Genomic DNA, 20,974 nt, shown 5'->3' on the forward strand with positions numbered 1-20,974 from the left:
TCGGACCGGCGGTGCTGTCTCTCGTGCGGTACGGGCCGACCAACGCCGGCCACTGCGGGCGGGAACTCCCCACCCCGTCCCCTTCCCGCCGCGGGCGCCTGCAACGTCCCGTTCGGCGGGGGCGCCTGCACCGCCCCATTCGGTGGGGGTGGCTGCAATATCCCGTTCGGCTGGGGTGACTGCAACGTCCCATTCGGTGGGGGTGGCTGCAATATCCCGTTCGGCTGGGGTGACTGCAACGTCTCGTTCGGTGGGGGTGGCTGTGGCGGGCCGGGGCTTTTCTGGGTGTCGGTGGGTGCTGGAGCGCCCCGTAAGGGGCGCGGGGAACTGCGCGAGTGGCCACGGTGGGCCCGCGGACGCCGACGGACCCCGCGGGGCAGCCCGGACGGCGTCCTCAGATCCTGCGGAGCACCTGCGCCAGCAGCTCGCCCATGCGTGCCGCCGAGTCGCGGCCCGCCTGGAGGACCTCCTCGTGGTTGAGGGGCTCGCCCGTCATGCCCGCGGCGAGGTTGGTCACCAGCGAGATGCCCAGCACCTCCGCGCCCGCCTCGCGCGCAGCGATCGCCTCCAGCACCGTCGACATGCCCACCAGGTCCGCCCCGATCACCCGGGCCATCCGGATCTCGGCCGGCGTCTCGTAGTGCGGGCCGGGGAACTGCGCGTAGACGCCCTCTTCGAGGCTGGGGTCGATCTCCTTGCACAGGGCGCGCAGACGGGGGGAGTAGAGGTCGGTGAGGTCGACGAAGTTGGCGCCGATGATGGGAGAGGTCGCCGTCAGGTTGATGTGGTCGCTGATGAGCACCGGCTGGCCGGGACGCATGCCCTCGCGCAGGCCGCCGCAGCCGTTGGTCAGGATGATCGTCTTGCAGCCGGCGGCCACGGCGGTACGGACGCCGTGGGCGACGGCGGCGACGCCCCGGCCCTCGTAGTAGTGCGTCCGGCCCAGGAAGACCAGCGCGCGCTTGTCGCCGGAGGCGTACGAGCGGATCTTGCCGCCGTGTCCCGCCACGGCCGGCGGCGGGAAGCCGGGCAGCTCGGTGACCTGGAACTCGGCGTCGGGAGCGCCCAGGGCGTCGACGGCCGGCGCCCAGCCGGAGCCCATCACGAGGGCGACGTCGTGGGTGTCGGCGCCGGTGAGTTCGCGCAGGCGGGCGGCGGCTGCGTCGGCGGCGGCGTGGGGGTCGCCCTGGATGTCGTCCGGAAGAAGAGATGCGTTCACGCGGATGAGAGTAGCTGGTCTGGGCCTACGCGCGTAGATGACGGAGCTCATGGGATTGCGATCGTTGTCTTGTCGTTTCCGACGAAGGGGGTGACCGGAGGAACCTTTGGGGCGGCTGTGGGGGGTCTGTGCGGCGTGCGGGGGTGGCTCAGTCGCCCGGGACGAAGATGTCCTTGTCGTTGAAGACCTCGATGATGAAGATCAGCAGACGGCCCACGCTCACGGTGTACTCGATGAGGATGGTCTGCGTCAGCCGGATGGTCCGGTCGTCTCCCGTGGAGCTTATGGGCCGGGACAGTTCGGGGAACGGGTCCTGGGCGAGCATCATGATGCCCTTGTCGAACGCGGCACGCTGCGGTTCTTCGAGCCGGTCCCTGGCCGCCGCCGCCTGCTCGGTGTAGTACACGGTGTAGGCATTCCTGCCGGTCATGGCGGCCTCCGGTTCCTCTGTCGGGTCCGGTCAATTCTACGGGCGGGCGTCCTCAGCAGGGCCGCTTGCGCAGTTCCATCACGTAATCGTGTGGGGCGCCCGCGGATTCCGCCGCGTCGGCGATCTCGCCCAGGTAACGGGCCGAGGGCAGGCCGCCCTCGTAGCCGTCCAGGACGTAGAGCCAGGCGGTCTCCTCGCCCTCCAGGGTGTGCACGCGGACCCGGGCGCGACGGTAGATGCCCAGGCCGACGCCCTCCCAGCGGTCCATGGACTCCTCGTCCATCGGGGCGATGTCGTACAGGCCGACGAAGACCTGGGACATCGGGTCCTCGACGATCGTGGCCAGCGCGCCTTCCCAGCCCATGTGCTCGCCGCCGAAGGTCAGCCGCCATCCGTTCAGCCAGCCGGTGGCGCGCAGGGGCGAGTGCGGGGCGCGGCGGGACATCAGCCGCGCGTCGAGATTGCCGGCGTACCCGGCGTAGAGCGACGACATGGGGAGAGGGTACGGCAGCCGTCCCGGGTGTCACTCCTGCCCCAGGCGGCGGCGGGTGGCGCCCCCGGGCAGTGGCACCTTGAGGCGTGCGGGACAATGGAGTACGTGACTCGGATCGTGATCATCGGTGGCGGACCCGGCGGCTATGAAGCGGCGCTGGTGGCAGCGCAGCTCGGCGCGGAGGTGACCGTCGTCGACTGCGACGGTCTGGGCGGAGCGTCGGTGCTGACCGACTGCGTGCCGTCGAAGACCCTTATCGCTACGGCCGAGGTCATGACGACCTTCGATTCGTCGTACGAAGAGCTGGGGATCATCGTCGCCGACGACACTCCGCCGCTGGAGCAGGCCGCTCGGGTGGTGGGGGTCGACCTGGGGAAGGTCAACCGGCGTGTGAAGCGGCTGGCGCTGGCGCAGTCGCATGACATCACCGCGTCCGTGACGCGTGCGGGTGCGCGGGTCATGCGCGGGCGGGGACGGCTGGAGGGCATGCAGGCCCTGGACGGGTCGCGGAAGGTCGTCGTCAGCGCCGCGGACGGGAGCGAGGAGACCCTGGTCGCGGACGCGGTGCTCATCGCCACCGGCGGGCATCCGCGGGAGGTGCCCGACGCCCTGCCCGACGGCGAGCGGATCCTGAACTGGACGCAGGTGTACGACCTGACCGAGCTGCCCGAGGAGCTCATCGTGGTCGGGTCCGGCGTGACCGGCGCCGAGTTCGCGGGCGCCTACCAGGCGCTCGGTTCGAAGGTCACGCTGGTGTCGTCGCGGGACCGCGTGCTGCCCGGTGAGGACCCGGACGCCGCCGCCGTGCTGGAGGACGTCTTCCGGCGGCGCGGGATGAACGTGATGGCCCGGTCGCGTGCGGCTGCTGCCAAGCGGGTGGGGGACCGGGTCGAGGTCACGCTCGCGGACGGGCGGGTCATCAGCGGGACGCACTGTCTGATGGCCGTCGGTGCCATTCCGAACAGCGCCGGGCTGGGGCTGGAGGAGGCCGGCGTCAAGCTGCGCGACTCCGGGCACATCTGGACCGACAAGGTGAGCCGGACGAGCGCCCCGGGCGTCTATGCCGCGGGTGACGTGACCGGTGTCTTCGCGCTCGCGTCGGTGGCCGCCATGCAGGGGCGGATCGCCATGTACCACTTCCTGGGCGACGCGGTGGCCCCGCTGAACCTGAAGACCGTGTCGTCGAACGTGTTCACCGATCCCGAGATCGCGACGGTGGGGTACACGCAGGCGGACGTGGATGCCGGGAAGATCGACGCCCGCGTCGTGAAGCTGCCGCTGCTGCGCAACCCGCGCGCGAAGATGCAGGGCATCCGGGACGGCTTCGTGAAGCTGTTCTGCCGGCCGGGGACCGGGATCGTGGTGGGCGGCGTGGTCGTCTCGCCGCGGGCCTCGGAGCTGATCCATCCGATCTCGATCGCCGTCGACAACAATCTGACGGTCGAACAGATCGCGAACGCGTTCACCGTGTACCCCTCCCTTTCGGGGTCGATCGCGGAGGTGGCGCGGCAGCTGCACACCCGGAAGGTGAACGGCGAAGCCTGACGGCCGGAACCGACTCCCCGCTGGTCACGGGGAGTTGTCGGGCATGCGTACGGCATAGTCGGGCTGGGTAGGCCCTATACCACTCCTGACCCTGCTGTGCGAACAACTTCTGCTATTCGGCGCAAACTGCTGAAAGCAGACGGTCGTTGGGGTTACTGTCAGTTTCGTGTTCGCTGCAGAACGTCGCCAATTGATCCTCGAAATGGTGCGAGCGAACGGGGCCGTGTCGCTCCGTGAGCTCGCCCGCGTCGTCCAGACCTCCGAAGTGACCGTACGGCGGGACGTGCGCGCACTGGAGGCAGAAGGACTCCTCGACCGCCGGCATGGCGGTGCGGTACTGCCGGGCGGATTCACGCGGGAGTCCGGCTTTCCGCAGAAATCCCATCTCGCGACCGCCGAGAAGACGGCCATCGCCGATCTCGCCGCGGGCCTCGTCGAAGAGGGCGAGGCCATCGTGGTCGGGGCGGGGACCACGACCCAGGAACTCGCGCGCCGGCTGGCGAGAGTGCCCGGCCTGACCGTCGTCACCAACTCACTGCTGGTGGCGCAGGCGTTGGCCCATGCCAACCGGGTCGAGGTCGTGATGACCGGCGGCACCCTGCGGGGCTCCAACTACGCGCTCGTCGGCTCCGGTGCGGAGCAGTCCCTGCAAGGGCTGCGCGTGTCGAAGGCCTTCCTGTCCGGGAGCGGCCTGACGGCAGAGCGGGGGCTGTCCACGTCCAACATGCTGTCGGCGTCCGTCGACCGGGCGCTGGTGCAGGCCGCCGCGGAGGTCGTCATCCTCGCCGACCACACCAAGCTCGGCACGGACACCATGTTCCAGACCGTGCCGACCGACCTCATCACCCGGCTGGTCACGGACGAGCCGCCGCCCCATGACGACCGTGCCGTCACCGAGTTGCAGGCCCTTGCCGACCAGGGGGTGCAGATCGCCGTGGCGGGGGCGTCGGGAAACCCGGGGGGTGATCAGGCCCCGGCCCGGCAGCAGCAGCATCAACAGCGTCGGGACGTCGCCCTGCCGGGGCCGCGCCGGAGTCAGGGGCCGGGGCTGCGGTCGACGTCGATGCTGGGGGGAGAGCAGCCGACGGGGGGCGAGCGGGGGCGGGTCGCCGACATGCGGCGGCGGTGAGTGTGCCCGGCCGCCGCACGGGAGGCAGGGTCGTGTGCGGGGCCGTCGTGGCGGGGCGCGCAGGCCGTCCCCCGGCACTCCTGGGTTGCTGACGCCTGAATCCCCTGGCGCGGCACGGCCTCCGGTGCGGAAAACCGTCCGGAGAGCCGGGTGCCCGGCGAACGGGTGATGTTCGCCGGGCGGTGCGGTGCGGGGTGGCGTCAGTCCTTGATCTCGCAGATCACGGCGCCCGAGGTGAGGGACGCACCGACCTCGGCGGCAAGGCCCTTGACGGTGCCGGCCTTGTGCGCGTTGAGCGGCTGCTCCATCTTCATCGCTTCGAGCACGACGATCAGGTCGCCCTCCTTGACCTCCTGGCCCTCCTCGACCGCGACCTTGACGATCGTGCCCTGCATGGGCGAGGCGAGGGTGTCGCCGGAGGCGGCCGGGCCGGACTTCTTGGCGGCGCGGCGCTTCGGCTTGGCGCCGGCGGCGAGGCCGGTGCGGGCCAGGGTCATGCCCAGGGACGCCGGGAGGGAGACCTCCAGGCGCTTGCCGCCGACCTCGACGACGACCGTCTCACGGCCGGTCTCCTCCTCGGCCTCGGCGTCGGCCGGGGCGGTGAAGGGCTTGATCTCGTTGACGAACTCGGTCTCGATCCAGCGGGTGTGGACCGTGAAGGGGTCCTCGGAGCCGGTCAGCTCGGGGGCGAACGCCGGGTCGCGGACGACGACGCGGTGGAACGGGATCGCCGTGGCCATGCCCTCGACCTGGAACTCGTCCAGGGCACGGGCGGCCCGCTGCAGGGCCTCCGCGCGGGTGCGGCCGGTGACGACCAGCTTGGCCAGCAGCGAGTCCCAGGCGGGGCCGATGACCGAGCCGGCCTCCACGCCCGCGTCGAGGCGGACGCCGGGGCCCGAGGGGGCGTCGAAGCGGGTGACCGTGCCGGGCGCTGGCAGGAAGTTGCGGCCCGGGTCCTCGCCGTTGATGCGGAACTCGAACGAATGACCGCGCAGCTCCGGGTCGTCGTAGCCGAGCGCCTCGCCGTCGGCGATGCGGAACATCTCGCGGACCAGGTCGATGCCGGCGACCTCCTCGGTCACCGGGTGCTCGACCTGGAGACGGGTGTTGACCTCCAGGAAGGAGATCGTGCCGTCCTGCCCGACGAGGAACTCGCAGGTGCCCGCGCCGACGTAGCCGGCCTCCTTGAGGATGGCCTTGGAGGCGCGGTACAGCTCGGCGACCTGGGCCTCGGAGAGGAACGGCGCGGGGGCCTCCTCGACCAGCTTCTGGTGGCGGCGCTGGAGCGAGCAGTCACGGGTGGAGACGACCACCACGTTGCCGTGGGTGTCGGCCAGGCACTGGGTCTCCACGTGCCGGGGGCGGTCCAGGTAGCGCTCCACGAAGCACTCGCCGCGTCCGAAGGCGGCGACGGCCTCACGGACGGCCGAGTCGTACAGCTCCGGGACCTCTTCGAGGGTCCGGGCGACCTTCAGCCCGCGCCCGCCGCCGCCGAAGGCCGCCTTGATGGCGATCGGCAGGCCGTGCTCCTCGGCGAAGGCCACGACCTCGTCGGCGCCGTTCACCGGGTCCGGGGTGCCGGCCACCAGCGGGGCACCGGCGCGCTGGGCGATGTGCCGGGCGGCCACCTTGTCGCCGAGGTCGCGGATGGCCTGCGGGGGCGGACCGATCCAGGTCAGGCCCGCGTCCAGGACCGCCTGCGCGAACTCCGCGTTCTCGGAGAGGAAGCCGTAGCCCGGGTGGACGGCGTCCGCGCCTGCTTCGCGGGCGGCGTTGAGGACCTTGGAGATGTCCAGGTAGCTGGTGGCGGGGGTGTCACCGCCCAGGGCGAACGCCTCATCCGCGGCGCGGACGTGCAGAGCGTCCCGGTCCGGATCCGCGTAGACGGCCACGCTCGCGATCCCGGCGTCCCGGCAGGCCCGGGCCACGCGGACAGCGATTTCGCCACGGTTGGCGATGAGCACCTTGCGCACGATTGAGGCTCCCTCCTTGAAACAAGCCGAGTTTAGGGACTGCCGACACGGCACTTCGACCCGTCCCCAGTGGTGACCTTGCCCACACGGAGCGTGATGCGAGAGTCACCCGACCCGGGAAATCCCTTGTCGCACCTCGGTACGCAGGACTCCTTCGGGAAACCCTAGCCCCGTCATGTGGTCAAGGTCTCTGTGAGAGCGTGCCGCGCCCCACTCCGTTTCTTTGTTGAGTCCCTACGAATGGCCCAACGTTTCTTTGCTGCCGACCGGCCCCTTGTCCCGCGGTTTACCCGTTAGTAGCGTTCGCGATGTCTTGAACGAACTTCAAGTAACACCGGCTGGGCCGAGCGGTCGAGCCGTGAACGAAAGTGGGTGGGGACCGGTGGTGCGCAGACCGGTGGCGTGGGTCGTGGCGGTCATACTCTTCGCCGAGGCATTCGGCATCGCCGCGCTCAACTGGTTCATGGGGGTGGTCGTCGACCGCCAGGACATGTCCCTGGCCGGCCTCGACCCGGACCGGATGTCGATGTCCGCGAAGGCCGGTGCCGTGGTCTTCGGCCTGTACTTCGCCCTGTGCGGCCTGGTGGCCCTCCTGGTCGCCGTCCGCAACCGGCCGCCCGCCGGCCTCGGCCGGGTGCTGCTGATCAGCGTGGCGGTCGTGCACGCCCTCCTGGGTGCCGTGTCCTGGGGGCTGATCGGCTGGCGGGCGTTCCTGTACATGGTGATCGTCCTCGCCCTCGTCGTCCTGCTCCTCATGACGTACGACCGGGTGGACGGGGCCGGCGGGGCGGGTACGGAGGCCGACGGCGGCGGCGAGGGCGGTTCCGGACCAGCGAGCGCCGAGGAGCCGGAGCCGGCGGCGGGACCGGGGGCGGAGGCCAGGAACGACACGCCGCCCGCGGGGCCGTTCACTCCGCCGGCGCCCACAACTCCGTGATGCCGACGCCGAGCTCCGCGAGCAGCCGGCGGACCAGGGGCAGGCTGATGCCGATCACGTTGCCGTGGTCGCCGTCGATGCCCTCGATGAACGGCGCGCTGCGGCCGTCCAGGGTGAACGCTCCCGCCACGTAGAGCGGTTCGCCCGTGGCGACGTACGCGGCGATCTCCTCGTCGGTGGGCTCGCCGAACCGTACGACCGTGGACGCGGTCGCCGACACCCAGCGCTTGCTCGCCGTGTCCCAGACGCAGTGCCCGGTCTGGAGGGTGCCGGCCCGGCCGCGCATCGACTTCCAGCGGGCGGTGGCCTCCTCGGCGTCGCCCGGCTTGCCGAGGGCCTGGCCGTCGAGGTCCAGCACGGAGTCGCAGCCGATGACGATCGCGCCCTGGACGTCGGGGCGGGCGGCGACGACGGAGGCCTTGGCCTCGGCGAGGGCGAGGGCCAGGTCGGCCGGGGTGGGGGCGGTGACGGCGTCCTCGTCGACGCCGCTGACGATCACCTCGGGGGCGAGGCCTGCCTGGCGCAGGAGGTTCAGCCGGGCGGGGGACTGGGAGGCGAGGACGAGTCTGCGCATGGGGGCAGCGTATCGGGGTGGGCCGACAGGGGGTTGCTCACCTCACGCCGAGCACGATCATCAGGACGATCATGACCAGGGCCAGGAAGACGCCGAGCCGCCGGAGGGTGTTCTGCATGTCCTGCAGGTCCTTCGGCGGCTCGTCTTCGGGGTCCGACCACAGCATGTCACCAGCGTGGGGCTTGGCCGACCTCGGGCGCCTGAGTAGGGGTACTCAGATTGGTGCTCGGGGTTCCGCTTACGTGCGCCCGCGCGGCGGAGCCGCAAACGGATACAGCCCCGCGCCCCCAGGAGGGTGGGTGGACTCAGCTCGGCCAGTAGGTGCGGGTCCAGGCGTTGTCGCTCGGCTGGGGGAGGCGTTGGCGGGCGATGCGGGACGGGTCGGACCAGGCGTCCTTCGTGCCCGGGGCGTGGTCGGGGACGGCTGCCGCCATTGCCGCCGCGCGTGCCCTGACGACCGCCAGGGCGGCGGCCAGTTCCTCCGGGGTCGGGTTGCCCCGTATGACCTTGATCGTCACAGCGGCTCCTTAGAGGGGGATGTTGCCGTGCTTCTTCGGGGGCAGGGACTCGCGCTTGGTACGGAGCTGACGCAGGCCCCGTACGACGTGGCGGCGGGTGTCCGAGGGCATGATGACGGCGTCGATGTAGCCGCGTTCGGCCGCCGTGTAGGGGTTGAGGAGGGTGTCCTCGTACTCCCGGATCAGCCGGGCCCGGGTGGCCTCGCCCTCTCCTGAGGCCTCCGCCTCCGCGATGGTGCGGCGGTGCAGGATGTTGACGGCGCCCTGGGCGCCCATGACGGCGATCTGGGCGGTGGGCCAGGCGAGGTTGAGGTCGGCGCCCAGGTGCTTGGAGCCCATGACGTCGTAGGCGCCGCCGAAGGCCTTGCGGGTGATGACGGTGATGAGGGGGACGGTGGCCTCGGCGTAGGCGTAGATCAGCTTGGCGCCGCGGCGGATGATGCCGTCGTGCTCCTGGTCGACGCCGGGCAGGAAGCCGGGGACGTCGACGAAGGTGATGACCGGGACGTTGAAGGCGTCGCAGGTGCGGACGAAGCGGGAGGCCTTCTCGCTCGCCTTGATGTCCAGGCAGCCGGCGAACTGCATCGGCTGGTTGGCGACGACGCCGACCGGGTGGCCTTCCACGCGGCCGAAGCCGGTGACGATGTTCGGGGCGAACAGGGCCTGCGTCTCGAAGAACTCGCCGTCGTCGACGACGTGTTCGATCACCGTGTGGATGTCGTACGGCTGGTTGGCGCTGTCCGGGACCAGGGTGTCCAGCTCGCGGTCCTCGTCGGTGACGGCGAGGTCGGCCTCCTCGGGGAAGACCGGGGGCTCGGAGAGGTTGTTCGACGGCAGGTACGACAGCAGCTGCTTGACGTACTCGACGGCGTCCTTCTCGTCGCCGGCCATGTGGTGGGCCACGCCGGACACGGAGTTGTGGGTCCGGGCGCCGCCCAGCTCCTCGAAGCCGACGTCCTCGCCGGTGACCGTCTTGATGACGTCAGGGCCCGTGATGAACATGTGGGACGTCTGGTCGACCATGACCGTGAAGTCGGTGATGGCCGGCGAGTACACGGCGCCGCCGGCGCAGGGGCCGACGACAAGGCTGATCTGCGGGATCACGCCGCTCGCGTGGGTGTTGCGGCGGAAGATCTCACCGTAGGCACCGAGGGAGGCGACGCCTTCCTGGATGCGGGCGCCGCCGGAGTCGTTGATGCCGATGACCGGGCAGCCGGTCTTCAGGGCGAAGTCCATGACCTTGACGATCTTCTGGCCGTAGACCTCGCCGAGGGCGCCGCCGAAGACGGTGAAGTCCTGGGAGAAGACGGCGACAGGACGGCCGTCGACCGTGCCGTAGCCGGTGACGACGCCGTCGCCGTAGGGGCGGTTGTTCTCCAGGCCGAAGTTGGTGGAGCGGTGCCGGGCGAACTCGTCCAGCTCGATGAAGGAGCCCTCGTCGAGGAGCAGCTCGATCCGCTCACGGGCCGTCAGCTTGCCCTTGGCGTGCTGCTTTTCTACGGCGCGCTCCGAACCGGCGTGTGTCGCTTCGTGGACACGGCGCTGGAGATCCGCGAGCTTCCCCGCGGTCGTGTGAATGTCGATCTCTTCCGGCTCGGACATCGGGATGCGGCTCCCTGCCTGCTCAAAAGGGGGGACGGTTACTCATCCGTAGCGTAGTGGGGCGCCTACCAAACGGCAGTGCGGCGTACAACACACCTAGGGTGGCTTGCATGACGCCGCGAGACGCAGCAGACGCGAACAACAATCGTTGGTCCGACCTGGACCGTCCACCGCTGAACGGGGCCGGGCTGCGCAGGGCCCTGGTGCGGGACGGCGGCCAGGGCCTCTACACCGGCATCGAGGTCGTGGACCGCACCGGCTCCACCAACTCCGACCTCGTGGCCCGGGCCGTCGCGGGGGACGCCGACGAGGGCGCGGTGCTGGTCGCCGAGGAGCAGACGGCGGGGCGGGGCCGGCTGGACCGGCAGTGGACGGCGCCGGCCCGCTCGGGCCTGTTCTTCTCGGTGCTGCTGAAGCCGGCCGAGGTGCCGGTGGCCCGCTGGGGCTGGCTGCCGCTGCTCACGGGGGTGGCGGTGGCGACGGGGCTGGCGCGGGGCGCGGGCGTCGACACGGCGCTGAAGTGGCCGAACGACCTCCTCGTCACCGTCGGTCACGAGGAGCGCAAGGCCGGGGGCATCCTCGCGGAGCGGGCCGGCGAGGACGGGGTGGTGGTCGGCGTCGGCATCAACGTCACGCTCCGCGCGGCGGAACTGCCGGTGCCGCAGGCCGCTTCGCTGGCGCTGGCCGGAGCGGTGAGCACCGACCGGGAGACGCTGCTGAGGGCCGTTCTGCGGTCCCTGGAGGACTGGTACGGGCGCTGGCGCGAGGCAGGCGGCGATCCGGGCGCGAGCGGGCTCCAGGAGGCGTACGCGGCGGGCTGCGCGACGCTGGGGCGGACGGTACGGGCGGAGCTGCCCGGGGACCGGGAGCTGGTCGGGGAGGCGGTGGCGATCGACGGCGACGGACGGCTGGTGATCGCCACGAAGGAGGGGGTCCAGGAGCCGGTGGGCGCAGGCGACATCGTGCACCTGCGCCCGGCGTGAGCCCGGGGGCCGGGTTCGCTTACCGGCGCTTGCAGGGTGCCGCCGCGCCCACCCGTGCCGCCCTGCGGCACGCCTGCCCGCAGCCAAGAAGCCCCGCAAGGGGCGCGGGGAACTGCGCGCTCAGCCCCCACCGTCCCGCGGCAGAGCGCCTGCGGGCAGCTGTGAAGCGCCCCGCAGGGGGCGCGGGGAACTGTGCGGGCAACCCCCACCGGCCTGCGGTGGAGTGCCTGCCGGCGGCTGGGTGGCCCCGTGAGGGGCGCGGGGAACTGCGCGAGAAACCCCCAGTGGCCCGCACTCGAAACTGGACCCCTCACCACCTCGATGTCGGCTTTCCTCACGAAGTGAGCTACCGCACAGCTGCCGTAGAGTTGAGCCTGGTCGGTATGCGACCGCGGTAGATCGGAAGGGCAGCAGGCGTGACCGTCGACGACACGGGCTCCGGCGCGGGCGCGGACGCCGCCGACTCCGGCGAGGACCCCCTCGCGCTGCGTCTCGAAGGCCTGATCCTCGGGGCCGAGCGCCGCTACACGCCCTTCCAGGCGGCCCGCAGCGCCGGTGTCTCCATGGAGCTGGCGTCGCGGTTCTGGCGGGCGATGGGCTTCGCCGACATCGGCCAGGCCAAGGCGCTGACGGAGGCCGACGTACTGGCCCTGCGCCGGCTCGCCGGCCTCGTCGAGGCGGGGCTGCTCAGCGAGGCCATGGCCGTGCAGGTGGCGCGGTCCACGGGGCAGACCACCGCCCGTCTGGCCGAGTGGCAGATGGATTCCTTCCTGGAGGGCCTGACCGAGCCGCCCGAGCCGGGCATGACCCGCACCGAGGTCACGTACCCGATCGTCGAACTGCTCCTGCCCGAGCTGGAGGAGTTCCTCGTCTACGTCTGGCGCCGCCAGCTCGCCGCCTCGGCCGGCCGGGTCGTGCAGGCCACCGACGACGAGGAGATGGTCGACCGCCGCCTCGCCGTCGGCTTCGCCGACCTCGTCGGGTTCACCCGGCTGACCCGGCGCATGGAGGAGGAGGAACTCGGCGAGCTGGTCGAGGCCTTCGAGACCACCGCCGCCGACCTGGTGGCGGCCCGCGGCGGCCGGCTCATCAAGACCCTCGGCGACGAGGTCCTGTACGCGGCCGACGACGCCGGGGTCGCCGCCGACATCGCGCTGCGCCTCGTCGAGACCATGGCGAACGACGAGACGATGCCGGAGCTCCGCGTCGGCATGGCCTTCGGCACGGTCACCACCCGAATGGGCGATGTCTTCGGTACGACCGTGAACCTCGCCTCCCGCCTCACCTCGATAGCCCCGCGCGACGCCGTGCTCGTCGACAGCGCGTTCGCGGAGGAGCTGATCCGGGTCGGGGAGGCGCCGGCCTCGGAGGCCGCCGCGGCGGAGGAGGCGGCGACCGCCGAGAAGGAGGGCGAGGAGCCCCCCGTGTACCGCTTCGCCCTCCAGCCGATGTGGCAGCGCCCGGTGCGTGGCCTGGGGGTCGTGGAACCCTGGCTGCTCACCCGCCGGGACGGGGCGGTCCCGCCCGCGTAGGCCGCTACTGCCCCTGCTGCCGGTCTGCCGTCCGACCTGCTGTGGCGGAGGCTTCCGCTGTTCGCACTGTTCGCACTGTTCCCGCTGTGTCTGCTGTGTCCGCGGTGAAGTCGACGTCAGCCGCCTGGTGTTCCCGCCGCGTCGACGCACAGGCCGATGATCGGGACGCAGAGGCCCGGCAGGCCGGGGGCGGAGGGCTGCGGTGTGGGGGTGGGGGCGGGTGTGTTCCGGGGCGGGGTAGAGGCGGGGCGTGGGGTGGCCGAGGGAGCCCGGGGGGCGGGGGACTCGGGGATGGTGGTCGTGCCCGGCGCGGCGGGCGGGCCCGGGGGAGTCGTGGCCGGGAGGGGTACGACGGTGGAGGTCGTCGTCGGTGCCGGGCTCGCCCCGTCCGTCGCCGAGGCCGGCGAGAGGCTCGGCCGGGGGATGGTGGTGGCGGTGGCGACCGTGGCGGCGGCGGGGGTCGACCGGCCCGCCCCGGCGTCCGGACCGGGCCCCGGTTCCGCCTCCGCGGCGCCGGGTGCGCCGGCGCCGGGACCCACGCTCACCCGGACGAGGCTCAGGGCCCCGGCGGCCAGCGCGATCCCGCCCACGACGAGCAGGACCCTGCGCGGCCGGGGGCGGCGGTGCCGGCCTCGGGGGTGGGGGACGAACAGGCGCGGGCCGGCGGGGGCGATGCGCGCGGTAGGCGTCGGGGCGGGGTGGGTGGCGGGTGTCGGGGCGGTGCGCGCGGTAGGCGTCGGGGTGGGGTGGGCGGCGGACGGCGGCGTGGTGTCCGCGTCCGGCGTCGGCTCTGCGGCCGTGAGGTCGGTTTCTCGCGTCGGCTGTGTCGACGACTGGGTCATCACGATCCCTCCCGATGCCCTCGCGCCCCCGGTGCGCATGGCGAGCGCACGTTATGCGCTCCCCTGGGCGGTGAGGCGTGACTTGGGCGGGATGTCACTCGAACGGGTTGCCGGGGGTGGGTGCGGGAACCGGGCGGCCGGCCTTTCCCGTTCGCAACTCGGCTGGGATGATCGGGGTCAGGCTGTTAACTCGCGTTAACCGGAGGGTGTGTCGTGAGCGAGGAGCGGTTCGGGGAGTTCGTGCTGGTACGACGGCACGGCCACGTCACGGAGCTGGTGCTGGACCGGCCCAAGGCCATGAACGCGGTGTCGGCGGAGATGGCGCGTTCGATCGTGGCCGCGTGCGCCGCGCTGGGCGCCGACCGGGATGTCCGGGTGGTCGTGCTGACCTCCTCGCACGAGCGGGCGTTCTGCGTCGGCGCCGACCTGAAGGAGCGCAACGCGATGACCGACGCGGAGCTGCTCAGGTCACGGCCGCTGTCGCGCGGGGCGTACACCGGTGTGCTGGAGCTGCCGATGCCGACGATCGCCGCCGTGCACGGTTACGCGCTCGGCGGGGGCTTCGAACTGGCCCTGTCCTGCGACGTGATCGTGGCCGACGGCACGGCCGTGGTGGGCCTGCCCGAGGTGTCGGTGGGCGTGATCCCGGGCGGCGGCGGTACGCAGCTGCTGCCGCGCCGGGTGGGGGCGGCCCGCGCGGCCGAGCTGATCTTCTCGGCGCGGCGGGTGGCGGCGCCGGAGGCGCGTGCGCTGGGTCTGGTCGACGAGCTGGTGGAGGCGGGGCAGGACCGGGAGGCGGCGCTGGAGCTGGCGGCGCGGATGGCGGCGAACTCGCCGGTGGGGCTGCGGGCGGCGAAGCGGGCGTTGCGGCTCGGGCACGGGCTGGATCTGCGGACGGGGCTGGAGGTGGAGGACGCGGCATGGCGGACGGTGGCGTTCTCGGGGGACCGGGCGGAGGGGGTCGCCGCGTTCAACGAGAAGCGTCCGCCGGAGTGGCCGGGGGAGTGACGTGCGGGTGGGTGGGGCCGGGAGGTGGGGACGCTCACCGGCGCCGGCCGGGTGCCGCGGCTGAGTCGTGCCCCGTAAGGGGCGCGGGGAACTGCGCGAGCAACCCCCACCGGCTCGCGGTCCGCGACGAGACCGGTCGTCGCAACACCTGTTCGCCGCACCAACGTCCCGAATGCATCAAATACTCCCTAACCTGGAGTAATGGGTGAGGACAACCGGCTCGCCGCCGTCGTGGCGCTAGCGCAGGGCATGGCCGCGGCTCACACCCCGCGTGAGTGCTGGCACGCCGCCGCGACCGGCGCCTGCCGTGCGCTGGACGGCAGCTTCGCCGCGCTCTCCGTCTGGGAGCGCGAGCTCGGCCGGCTCCGGGTCCTCGTGAACGTCGGGGAGCGCGCCCCCGACGAGGAGGAGTTCCCGGAGGCCGAGGCCTATCCGGTGCACCAGTTCCCGGAGATCACCGAGTTCCTGCACGAACGCTGGGCGGGCGGCGGCGGCCCCAACGCCTGGGTCGAGACGGCCGAGGGTCCCGCCGCCGGCCGCCCCGGTTACTCCCACCGCCGTGTCGACGCCCTGCGCCGCCGGGGCCGCGGCTGCTGCCTGGTCGCCCCGGTCGTGCTGCACGGCAGGGCCTGGGGTGAGCTGTACGTGGCCCGCGCCGTCCGCGCGCCCGTCTTCGGCCGCGCCGACGCCGACTTCGCCACCGTCCTCGCCTCCGTCGTCGCCGCCGGGATCGCGCAGACCGAGCGGCTGGAGGAGGCCCGCCGGCTCGCGTACACCGACGCCCTCACCGGGCTCGCCAACCGCCGTGCCGTCGACGTACGGCTCGACGAGGCGGTCGAGCAGCACCGCGCGGAAGGGGTCGTGGTCAGCCTGGTCGTCTGCGACCTCAACGGGCTGAAGAAGGTCAACGACACCTGCGGGCACGCCGTCGGCGACCGCCTCCTGGAGCGCTTCGGCTCGGTGCTGTCGCTGTGCGGGGCGATGCTTCCGGGCGCGCTGGCCGCGCGGCTCGGCGGGGACGAGTTCTGTCTGCTGGCGGTGGGCCCGCCCGCCGACGACGTGGTCAAGGCGGCCGGTGAACTCTGCCGCAGGGCAGGTGAGTTGGAGCTGGGCGAGGGGGTCGCGTGCGGGGTCGCCTCGACCGCGGACCCGATCGGTCCCGTGCGCTCCGGCCGTCGGCTGTTCCGGCTCGCCGACGCGGCCCAGTACCGGGCCAAGGCGCTGCGCGCCGAGCGGCCGGTGGTGGCCGGGCGGGAGGGGCCGGACGACCCCGTGGTGCGGCTGGCCGACGCGCCGCCGCCGGAGCGGGCGGAGCGGCGGAGCTTCCGCGGACGCCGGGGGCTGTGACGTACAAGTAAGGGGCAACCCCATGCCCCACTAGTGACAGCGGCTGCATTCACTGCGTACGCTCCTGAATATGGATATGCACACTGTGGTGGTGGGGACGTCCGGTGTCACCGCGTCCGACGTTCTTGCCGTGGCGCGCGGCGGCGCCCGGATCGAACTGTCCGCGGAAGCGGTCGCGGCCCTCGCGGCGGCCCGCGAGATCGTGGACGCGCTGGCGGCCAAGCCGGACCCGGTCTACGGCGTCAGCACCGGCTTCGGCGCCCTGGCGACCCGGCACATCAGCCCGGAGCTGCGGGCCCAGCTGCAGCGCAACATCGTCCGCTCGCACGCGGCCGGCATGGGGCCCCGGGTGGAGCGCGAGGTCGTACGGGCCCTGATGTTCCTGCGGCTGAAGACCGTCTGCTCCGGGCACACCGGTGTGCGTCCCGAGGTCGCGCAGACCATGGCCGATGTGCTGAACGCCGGCATCACCCCGGTCGTGCACGAGTACGGCTCCCTGGGCTGCTCCGGGGACCTGGCCCCGCTCTCCCACTGCGCCCTCACCCTGATGGGCGAGGGCGACGCCGAGGGCCCCGACGGGGTCGTACGGCCCGCCGGTGAGCTGCTCGCCGAGCACGGGATCGCCCCCGTCGAACTGCGCGAGAAGGAGGGTCTTGCCCTTCTCAACGGCACCGACGGCATGCTCGGCATGCTGGTCATGGCCCTCGCCGACCTCGACATGCTCTACAAGTCGGCCGACGTCACCGCCGCGTTGAGCCTGGAGGCGCTGCTCGGCACGGACAGGGTGCTCGCGCCCGAGCTGCACGCCATCCGGCCGCACCCGGGGCAGGGCGACAGCGCCGCCAACATGCTCGCCGTTCTCCAGGGCTCCCAGCTGACCGGGCACCACCAGGACGACGCGCCGCGCGTCCAGGACGCGTACTCGGTGCGGTGTGCTCCGCAGGTCGCCGGGGCCGGGCGGGACACGCTCGCGCACGCGCGGCTGGTCGCCGAGCGGGAGCTGGCGTCGGCCGTCGACAACCCGGTCGTGCTGCCTGGGGGCACCTCCCAGGCTTTCGGCTCTGGGGGAGGCCGTGTCGAGTCCAACGGCAACTTCCATGGCGCGCCGGTCGCCTACGTCCTCGACTTCCTCGCGATCGCGGTGGCCGACCTCGGGTCGATCGCCGAGCGGCGCACGGACCGGCTGCTGGACAAGAACCGCAGCCACGGGCTGCCGCCGTTCCTCGCGGACGACGCGGGCGTCGACTCGGGGCTGATGATCGCCCAGTACACGCAGGCGGCGCTGGTCAGCGAGTTGAAGCGGCTCGCCGTTCCGGCGTCGGCCGACTCGATCCCGTCCTCGGCGATGCAGGAGGACCACGTGTCGATGGGGTGGTCGGCGGCGCGCAAGCTGCGGACGGCCGTGGGGAATCTGACGCGGATCATCGCCGTCGAGCTGTATGCGGCCGGCCGGGCCGTCGAGTTGCGGGAGGGGCTGGAGCCGGCGCCGGCGTCCCGGGCGGTGATCGACGCGGTGCGCTCGGCGGGGGTGCGGGGGCCCGGGCCGGACCGGTTCCTGGCGCCCGACCTCGCCGCGGCAGAGGAGTTCGTGCGGGGCGGGGGAGTTGTGGCTGCGGCGGAGACGGTGACCGGGCCGCTGCGGTAGTTCGTCGGCTGCGGGCGCGTGGGGGCCGGTCGCGCCCACGCGGCGGCAGCCGCGTATAGGTACAGCCCCGCGCCCCTAAGGGGCGCTCCGGTGAGCGCCCCTTCGGAAAACCGGTCAGTTCAGCTTCGCCGACTGGGCCTTGATCACGGCCGGTGGGACCGTGTAGGTCTTGCCGGTCATCATCGCGCCGATGTTCATCGTGAAGTACGTGGCGACCGTGTTGCCGTGGCGGACGACCTCGGCGTGCAGGGGGCCCTTGTCGCCGTCCATGTCGGTGGTGGCGGTGAAGGCGACCGACTCGTCGCCCGAGCCGGACGCCTTGGTCGGTGTCACCTTCGTGACCTTCTGCTCGTCGCCGGAGGCGCCGCCCGTGAAGCCTGCCGCGCAGCTCTCGAGGGCGGTCGAGACGGCCCGCAGGGCCTGCTGGGCGCCGTCGCCGTCGTACGACGACAGGTCGAGCGAGGTGATGTCCAGGTTCAGGGAGTCCTTGAGCGCGCTCTCGAACTTGCCGTCGGCCATGTCGTCGAGGGAGGTCGCGTCGTCGGTCGGGTCCTTCTTGTCCTCGCGTACCGTGCGGCCGATCTCGGTCGCCGGGTCGGCCGGGGCGAGGCCGGTGAGGACGTAGGCCAGCGGACGGCACTTGTCGTCGCTCGACTTGACGGTGGTGCGGTGCGCGGCCTCGCCGATCGCGTTGACCTTGTAGCCGTCCACCTCGCCCTGCGCGAGGATCCGCTGCTTCAACTCCCCGGTGCTCAGCGCCCTGACGGCGGACGCCTCCCGCGCGGTGCCCTTGGGGTCCGTGGAACTCCCGTCGGAGCAGCCCGTGATGAGGGCGAGGGACAGCGCGCCGCCGACGGTGAGGGCGCAGGTCCGCACGCCCGATGATCTCTTCATGAGAGGACTGTGAGTCTTCGGTCAAGGACCGGTCAAGTTGTTTAGAACTCCAGGCGTTCCCGGCGGACCGAATACACCACGAAGCCCGCGCCGACGGCGAGGAAGAGGGTGCCGCCGACGACGTACGGCGTGGTGTCCGGGCTGCCGGTGTCGGCGAGGTGGGTGGCGTCCCCGGTCGCCTCGGAGGTGGCCTCGGACAGCGCCCTCGCCTGCTGGGTGACCCGGGTCGCCGTACTCTCCGACGTGCCGGTTCTCGCCGGGGCGTCCTGCGACGCGTGGGCGGACGGGACGAACCACAGTGCGCACAGGAGCGTGCCTGCGGCGGTGGCGGTCAGCAACGGGCGGCGAGCGGATGACACGGAATATCGATCCCCCTTGTGACGCTGGCGAATTGGCCGTGTGGGCCGATGTTAGTGAAAATCGCGGGTCACGGGAAAGTCACGGGAGGTTTCGGTCGTACGCTCCCGCCATGAGCACTCCAGAGACATCACGTTTTGTGCGGCTTCGGGTGGAGCTGGTCCTCGAAGTGGAGGACGCCGGTGAACTCACCAAGGCCGCGTTGCGCCGGATCGCCGGGGATCCCGACCTGCCCGGCGAGGAGCGGACCCAGGCCGAGGCCGCTGTGACGGAAGACACCGCCGAGGCGCTCGCCTATCTCGTCGATCCGTTCGACCTGGTCAGCGAGGTGCCCGGGGTCGAGCTCCAGCAGGCCTCGTGGTCCAGCGAGCGGATTTCCTACGATCCCGATTCGCCGGACTGGGATCTCGACGAGGATGATGGCGAGGACGACGAAGAGGGCGGCATCGACTGAGCGATCCGGGGAACCGGTGACCCCGGGCGGCAACCGCCGTCCGGGGTTTCGTCGTCTCAGGAGGCGCGCGGACCGGTCCCTCCCGCACCGGCCGCCCCTGTGGGCGTGGCGTGTCCCACAGATCCGAAGAATGTGGAACGGGACGACGCATCCGCAGCGTTGGGACTTCCTGACGGGGACTCTCGGTGTGTTCGTGGACTCGGCAACGATGGAGAAGCGTGTGATGACGGACAGTAAGCGGCGCAAGGGCCTGGTGGCCGCGTCCGCACTGCTCGGCGGTGTACTGGTGCTCACGGCGTGTTCCGGGAGCGACGACAAGGCGTCCGGTAGCGGCCAGAGCTCGCAGGCCCAGGCGGACGAGGCCGCGGCGAAGAAGTCGTCGAAGGCCGACATCACCATCACGCCCAAGGACGGCTCGGCCAACGCGTCGATCAACAACTCCGCGGCCGTCACGGTCAGCAAGGGCACGCTCACCGGCGTCACCATGACCACCGCCGACGGCACCGCGGTCGCCGGCGCGCTGTCCGCCGACAAGACCAGCTGGAAGCCCTCCGCCCAGCTGGAGCGGTCCACCACCTACAAGGTCGCCGCCGAGGCCAAGGACTCCGCCGGTCTGGTCGCGCACGAGAACGCGTCCTTCACCACGGTCTCCCCGGCCAACAGCTTCATAGGCACCTTCACCCCCGAGGACGGTTCGACCGTCGGCGTCGGCATGCCCGTGTCGATCAACTTCGACAAGCAGATCACGGACAAGGCCGCCGTCCAGAAGGGCGTCACGGTCACCTCCAGCAGCGGCCAGGAGGTCGCCTGCCACTGGTTCTCCACCCAGCGCATGGACTGCCGCCCCGAGGACTACTGGAAGGAGAACTCCACCGTCACGCTGAAGCTGGCGCTCGACGGTGTGCAGGGCGCCTCCGGTGTCTACGGCGTCCAGCAGAAGACGGTCACCTTCCACATCGGCCGCAACCAGGTCTCCTACGTCGACGCCCAGACCAAGGAGATGAAGGTCACCCAGGACGGCAAGACCGTCAAGACCATCCCGATCTCCGCCGGTTCGCCCGAGAACAAGACGTACAACGGCACCATGGTGATGTCCGAGAAGTTCAAGGAGACGCGCATGAACGGCGCGACCGTGGGCTTCACCGACAGCGACGGCAAGGGCGAGTACGACATCAAGGACGTGCCGCACGCCATCCGCCTCACCAGCTCCGGCACCTTCCTGCACGGCAACTACTGGGGCGCCAAGTCCGTCTTCGGCGCGGTGAACACCAGCCACGGCTGCGTGGGCCTGTCCGACACCAAGGGCGCCAACGACACCAGCACGCCCGCCTACTGGATGTACAGCCACTCGATCGTCGGTGACGTGGTGGTCATCTCCCACACCGGCGACAAGACCGTGGCCCCCGACAACGGCCTCAACGGCTGGAACATGAACTGGGCCGACTGGAAGGCCGGTTCGGCCGTCTGAGCCGGCCGCGCGCCACAGGAAGGC

The 20,974-nt window shown here is 71.8% G+C and carries 21 protein-coding genes; 10 read left to right on the plus strand and 11 right to left on the minus strand.

Annotated elements, in window-relative coordinates:
• Positions 1 to 394 precede the first annotated feature (394 nt).
• The 3 genes from AB0D74_RS32720 to AB0D74_RS32730 all read right to left on the minus strand — a co-directional run bounded on the left by AB0D74_RS32720 (position 395) and on the right by AB0D74_RS32730 (position 2,142).
• Positions 395 to 1,219, minus strand: a complete 825-nt coding sequence (locus tag AB0D74_RS32720) for a purine-nucleoside phosphorylase (RefSeq protein ID WP_362595018.1) — start codon at positions 1,217 to 1,219, stop codon at positions 395 to 397.
• Positions 1,220 to 1,367: 148 nt separating this feature from the next.
• On the minus strand, positions 1,368 to 1,649 hold the full coding sequence (locus AB0D74_RS32725) for a hypothetical protein (RefSeq protein ID WP_362595020.1): 282 nt from the start codon (positions 1,647 to 1,649) through the stop codon (positions 1,368 to 1,370).
• A gap of 52 nt (positions 1,650 to 1,701) precedes the next feature.
• Entirely contained in the window at positions 1,702 to 2,142 is a 441-nt protein-coding gene (locus AB0D74_RS32730; protein WP_362595022.1) for a gamma-glutamylcyclotransferase, read from the minus strand.
• Positions 2,143 to 2,238: 96 nt separating this feature from the next.
• On the opposite strand from AB0D74_RS32730, the gene AB0D74_RS32735 reads away from it, so the two are divergent.
• Both AB0D74_RS32735 and AB0D74_RS32740 read left to right on the plus strand, forming a co-directional pair.
• Entirely contained in the window at positions 2,239 to 3,687 is a 1,449-nt protein-coding gene (locus AB0D74_RS32735; RefSeq protein ID WP_362595024.1) for an NAD(P)H-quinone dehydrogenase, read from the plus strand.
• Between the two features lie 166 nt (positions 3,688 to 3,853).
• A complete protein-coding gene (locus AB0D74_RS32740; protein ID WP_362595026.1) occupies positions 3,854 to 4,816 on the plus strand; it encodes a DeoR/GlpR family DNA-binding transcription regulator in 963 nt (320 codons plus the stop codon).
• 200 nt (positions 4,817 to 5,016) lie between these two features.
• Here AB0D74_RS32740 and AB0D74_RS32745 read toward each other — a convergent pair whose 3' ends face one another.
• Positions 5,017 to 6,789: a biotin carboxylase N-terminal domain-containing protein gene (locus tag AB0D74_RS32745; RefSeq protein ID WP_362595028.1), complete on the minus strand. Its 1,773-nt coding sequence runs from the start codon at positions 6,787 to 6,789 to the stop codon at positions 5,017 to 5,019.
• Positions 6,790 to 7,171: 382 nt separating this feature from the next.
• On the opposite strand from AB0D74_RS32745, the gene AB0D74_RS32750 reads away from it, so the two are divergent.
• Complete coding sequence (locus AB0D74_RS32750; RefSeq protein WP_362595030.1) at positions 7,172 to 7,726, plus strand: hypothetical protein; 555 nt, start codon at positions 7,172 to 7,174, stop codon at positions 7,724 to 7,726.
• Here the strand turns inward: AB0D74_RS32750 and AB0D74_RS32755 are convergent.
• The 4 genes from AB0D74_RS32755 to AB0D74_RS32770 form a co-directional block, all read right to left on the minus strand.
• Positions 7,698 to 8,300 carry a nucleoside triphosphate pyrophosphatase gene (locus AB0D74_RS32755; RefSeq protein ID WP_362595032.1) on the minus strand — a complete coding sequence of 201 codons (603 nt, stop codon included), beginning with the start codon at positions 8,298 to 8,300 and terminating at the stop codon, positions 7,698 to 7,700. The two genes, AB0D74_RS32750 and AB0D74_RS32755, sit on opposite strands and share 29 nt — an antisense overlap.
• 37 nt (positions 8,301 to 8,337) lie before the next feature.
• A complete protein-coding gene (locus AB0D74_RS32760) occupies positions 8,338 to 8,466 on the minus strand; it encodes a hypothetical protein (protein WP_362595034.1) in 129 nt (42 codons plus the stop codon).
• Positions 8,467 to 8,605: 139 nt separating this feature from the next.
• Positions 8,606 to 8,818: an acyl-CoA carboxylase epsilon subunit gene (locus AB0D74_RS32765; protein ID WP_362595036.1), complete on the minus strand. Its 213-nt coding sequence runs from the start codon at positions 8,816 to 8,818 to the stop codon at positions 8,606 to 8,608.
• Positions 8,819 to 8,827: 9 nt separating this feature from the next.
• A complete protein-coding gene (locus tag AB0D74_RS32770) occupies positions 8,828 to 10,420 on the minus strand; it encodes an acyl-CoA carboxylase subunit beta (protein WP_362595038.1) in 1,593 nt (530 codons plus the stop codon).
• Positions 10,421 to 10,530: 110 nt separating this feature from the next.
• On the opposite strand from AB0D74_RS32770, the gene AB0D74_RS32775 reads away from it, so the two are divergent.
• Positions 10,531 to 11,403, plus strand: coding sequence for a biotin--[acetyl-CoA-carboxylase] ligase (locus tag AB0D74_RS32775; protein ID WP_362595040.1), 873 nt, complete (start codon positions 10,531 to 10,533; stop codon positions 11,401 to 11,403).
• A gap of 416 nt (positions 11,404 to 11,819) precedes the next feature.
• Complete coding sequence (locus tag AB0D74_RS32780) at positions 11,820 to 12,935, plus strand: adenylate/guanylate cyclase domain-containing protein (RefSeq protein WP_362595042.1); 1,116 nt, start codon at positions 11,820 to 11,822, stop codon at positions 12,933 to 12,935.
• Positions 12,936 to 13,051: 116 nt separating this feature from the next.
• Here the strand turns inward: AB0D74_RS32780 and AB0D74_RS32785 are convergent, their stop codons facing one another.
• Positions 13,052 to 13,777, minus strand: coding sequence for a hypothetical protein (locus AB0D74_RS32785; protein WP_362595044.1), 726 nt, complete (start codon positions 13,775 to 13,777; stop codon positions 13,052 to 13,054).
• Positions 13,778 to 13,990: 213 nt separating this feature from the next.
• On the opposite strand from AB0D74_RS32785, the gene AB0D74_RS32790 reads away from it, so the two are divergent.
• The 3 genes from AB0D74_RS32790 to hutH all read left to right on the plus strand — a co-directional run bounded on the left by AB0D74_RS32790 (position 13,991) and on the right by hutH (position 17,777).
• Complete coding sequence (locus AB0D74_RS32790; protein WP_362595046.1) at positions 13,991 to 14,785, plus strand: enoyl-CoA hydratase-related protein; 795 nt, start codon at positions 13,991 to 13,993, stop codon at positions 14,783 to 14,785.
• A gap of 201 nt (positions 14,786 to 14,986) precedes the next feature.
• Positions 14,987 to 16,132: a sensor domain-containing diguanylate cyclase gene (locus AB0D74_RS32795; protein WP_362595048.1), complete on the plus strand. Its 1,146-nt coding sequence runs from the start codon at positions 14,987 to 14,989 to the stop codon at positions 16,130 to 16,132.
• A 76-nt stretch (positions 16,133 to 16,208) separates the two neighbouring features.
• Positions 16,209 to 17,777 (plus strand): histidine ammonia-lyase, encoded by a 1,569-nt coding sequence (hutH, locus tag AB0D74_RS32800; protein WP_362595179.1) that lies wholly within the window; start codon positions 16,209 to 16,211, stop codon positions 17,775 to 17,777.
• Positions 17,778 to 17,891: 114 nt separating this feature from the next.
• On the opposite strand, the gene AB0D74_RS32805 is transcribed toward hutH, so the two are convergent.
• A complete protein-coding gene (locus AB0D74_RS32805; protein WP_362595050.1) occupies positions 17,892 to 18,671 on the minus strand; it encodes a hypothetical protein in 780 nt (259 codons plus the stop codon).
• A gap of 41 nt (positions 18,672 to 18,712) precedes the next feature.
• Complete coding sequence (locus AB0D74_RS32810) at positions 18,713 to 19,030, minus strand: LAETG motif-containing sortase-dependent surface protein (protein WP_093499425.1); 318 nt, start codon at positions 19,028 to 19,030, stop codon at positions 18,713 to 18,715.
• Between the two features lie 110 nt (positions 19,031 to 19,140).
• On the opposite strand from AB0D74_RS32810, the gene AB0D74_RS32815 reads away from it, so the two are divergent.
• Together AB0D74_RS32815 and AB0D74_RS32820 are read left to right on the plus strand one after the other, a co-directional pair.
• Positions 19,141 to 19,482, plus strand: coding sequence for a hypothetical protein (locus AB0D74_RS32815; RefSeq protein ID WP_362595052.1), 342 nt, complete (start codon positions 19,141 to 19,143; stop codon positions 19,480 to 19,482).
• Positions 19,483 to 19,705: 223 nt separating this feature from the next.
• Positions 19,706 to 20,950 (plus strand): Ig-like domain-containing protein, encoded by a 1,245-nt coding sequence (locus tag AB0D74_RS32820; protein ID WP_362595054.1) that lies wholly within the window; start codon positions 19,706 to 19,708, stop codon positions 20,948 to 20,950.
• Positions 20,951 to 20,974 lie beyond the last annotated feature (24 nt).

It is taken from the genome of Streptomyces sp. NPDC048278, from assembly GCF_040652195.1.
Lineage (GTDB): Bacteria > Actinomycetota > Actinomycetes > Streptomycetales > Streptomycetaceae > Streptomyces.

Excerpts from the sequence above, each read along its gene's own strand:
- AB0D74_RS32770 (WP_362595038.1), bottom strand. The coding sequence starts at position 10,420 with ATGTCCGAGCCGGAAGAGATCGACATTCACACGACCGCGGGGAAGCTC.
- AB0D74_RS32805 (WP_362595050.1), bottom strand. The coding sequence starts at position 18,671 with ATGAAGAGATCATCGGGCGTGCGGACCTGCGCCCTCACCGTCGGCGGC.
- AB0D74_RS32730 (WP_362595022.1), bottom strand. The coding sequence starts at position 2,142 with ATGTCGTCGCTCTACGCCGGGTACGCCGGCAATCTCGACGCGCGGCTG.
- AB0D74_RS32775 (WP_362595040.1), top strand. The coding sequence starts at position 10,531 with ATGACGCCGCGAGACGCAGCAGACGCGAACAACAATCGTTGGTCCGAC.
- AB0D74_RS32815 (WP_362595052.1), top strand. The coding sequence starts at position 19,141 with ATGAGCACTCCAGAGACATCACGTTTTGTGCGGCTTCGGGTGGAGCTG.
- AB0D74_RS32735 (WP_362595024.1), top strand. The coding sequence starts at position 2,239 with ATGGAGTACGTGACTCGGATCGTGATCATCGGTGGCGGACCCGGCGGC.
- AB0D74_RS32820 (WP_362595054.1), top strand. The coding sequence starts at position 19,706 with ATGACGGACAGTAAGCGGCGCAAGGGCCTGGTGGCCGCGTCCGCACTG.
- hutH (WP_362595179.1), top strand. The coding sequence starts at position 16,209 with ATGCACACTGTGGTGGTGGGGACGTCCGGTGTCACCGCGTCCGACGTT.
- AB0D74_RS32785 (WP_362595044.1), bottom strand. The coding sequence starts at position 13,777 with ATGACCCAGTCGTCGACACAGCCGACGCGAGAAACCGACCTCACGGCC.
- AB0D74_RS32760 (WP_362595034.1), bottom strand. The coding sequence starts at position 8,466 with ATGCTGTGGTCGGACCCCGAAGACGAGCCGCCGAAGGACCTGCAGGAC.
- AB0D74_RS32795 (WP_362595048.1), top strand. The coding sequence starts at position 14,987 with ATGGGTGAGGACAACCGGCTCGCCGCCGTCGTGGCGCTAGCGCAGGGC.
- AB0D74_RS32725 (WP_362595020.1), bottom strand. The coding sequence starts at position 1,649 with ATGACCGGCAGGAATGCCTACACCGTGTACTACACCGAGCAGGCGGCG.
- AB0D74_RS32755 (WP_362595032.1), bottom strand. The coding sequence starts at position 8,300 with ATGCGCAGACTCGTCCTCGCCTCCCAGTCCCCCGCCCGGCTGAACCTC.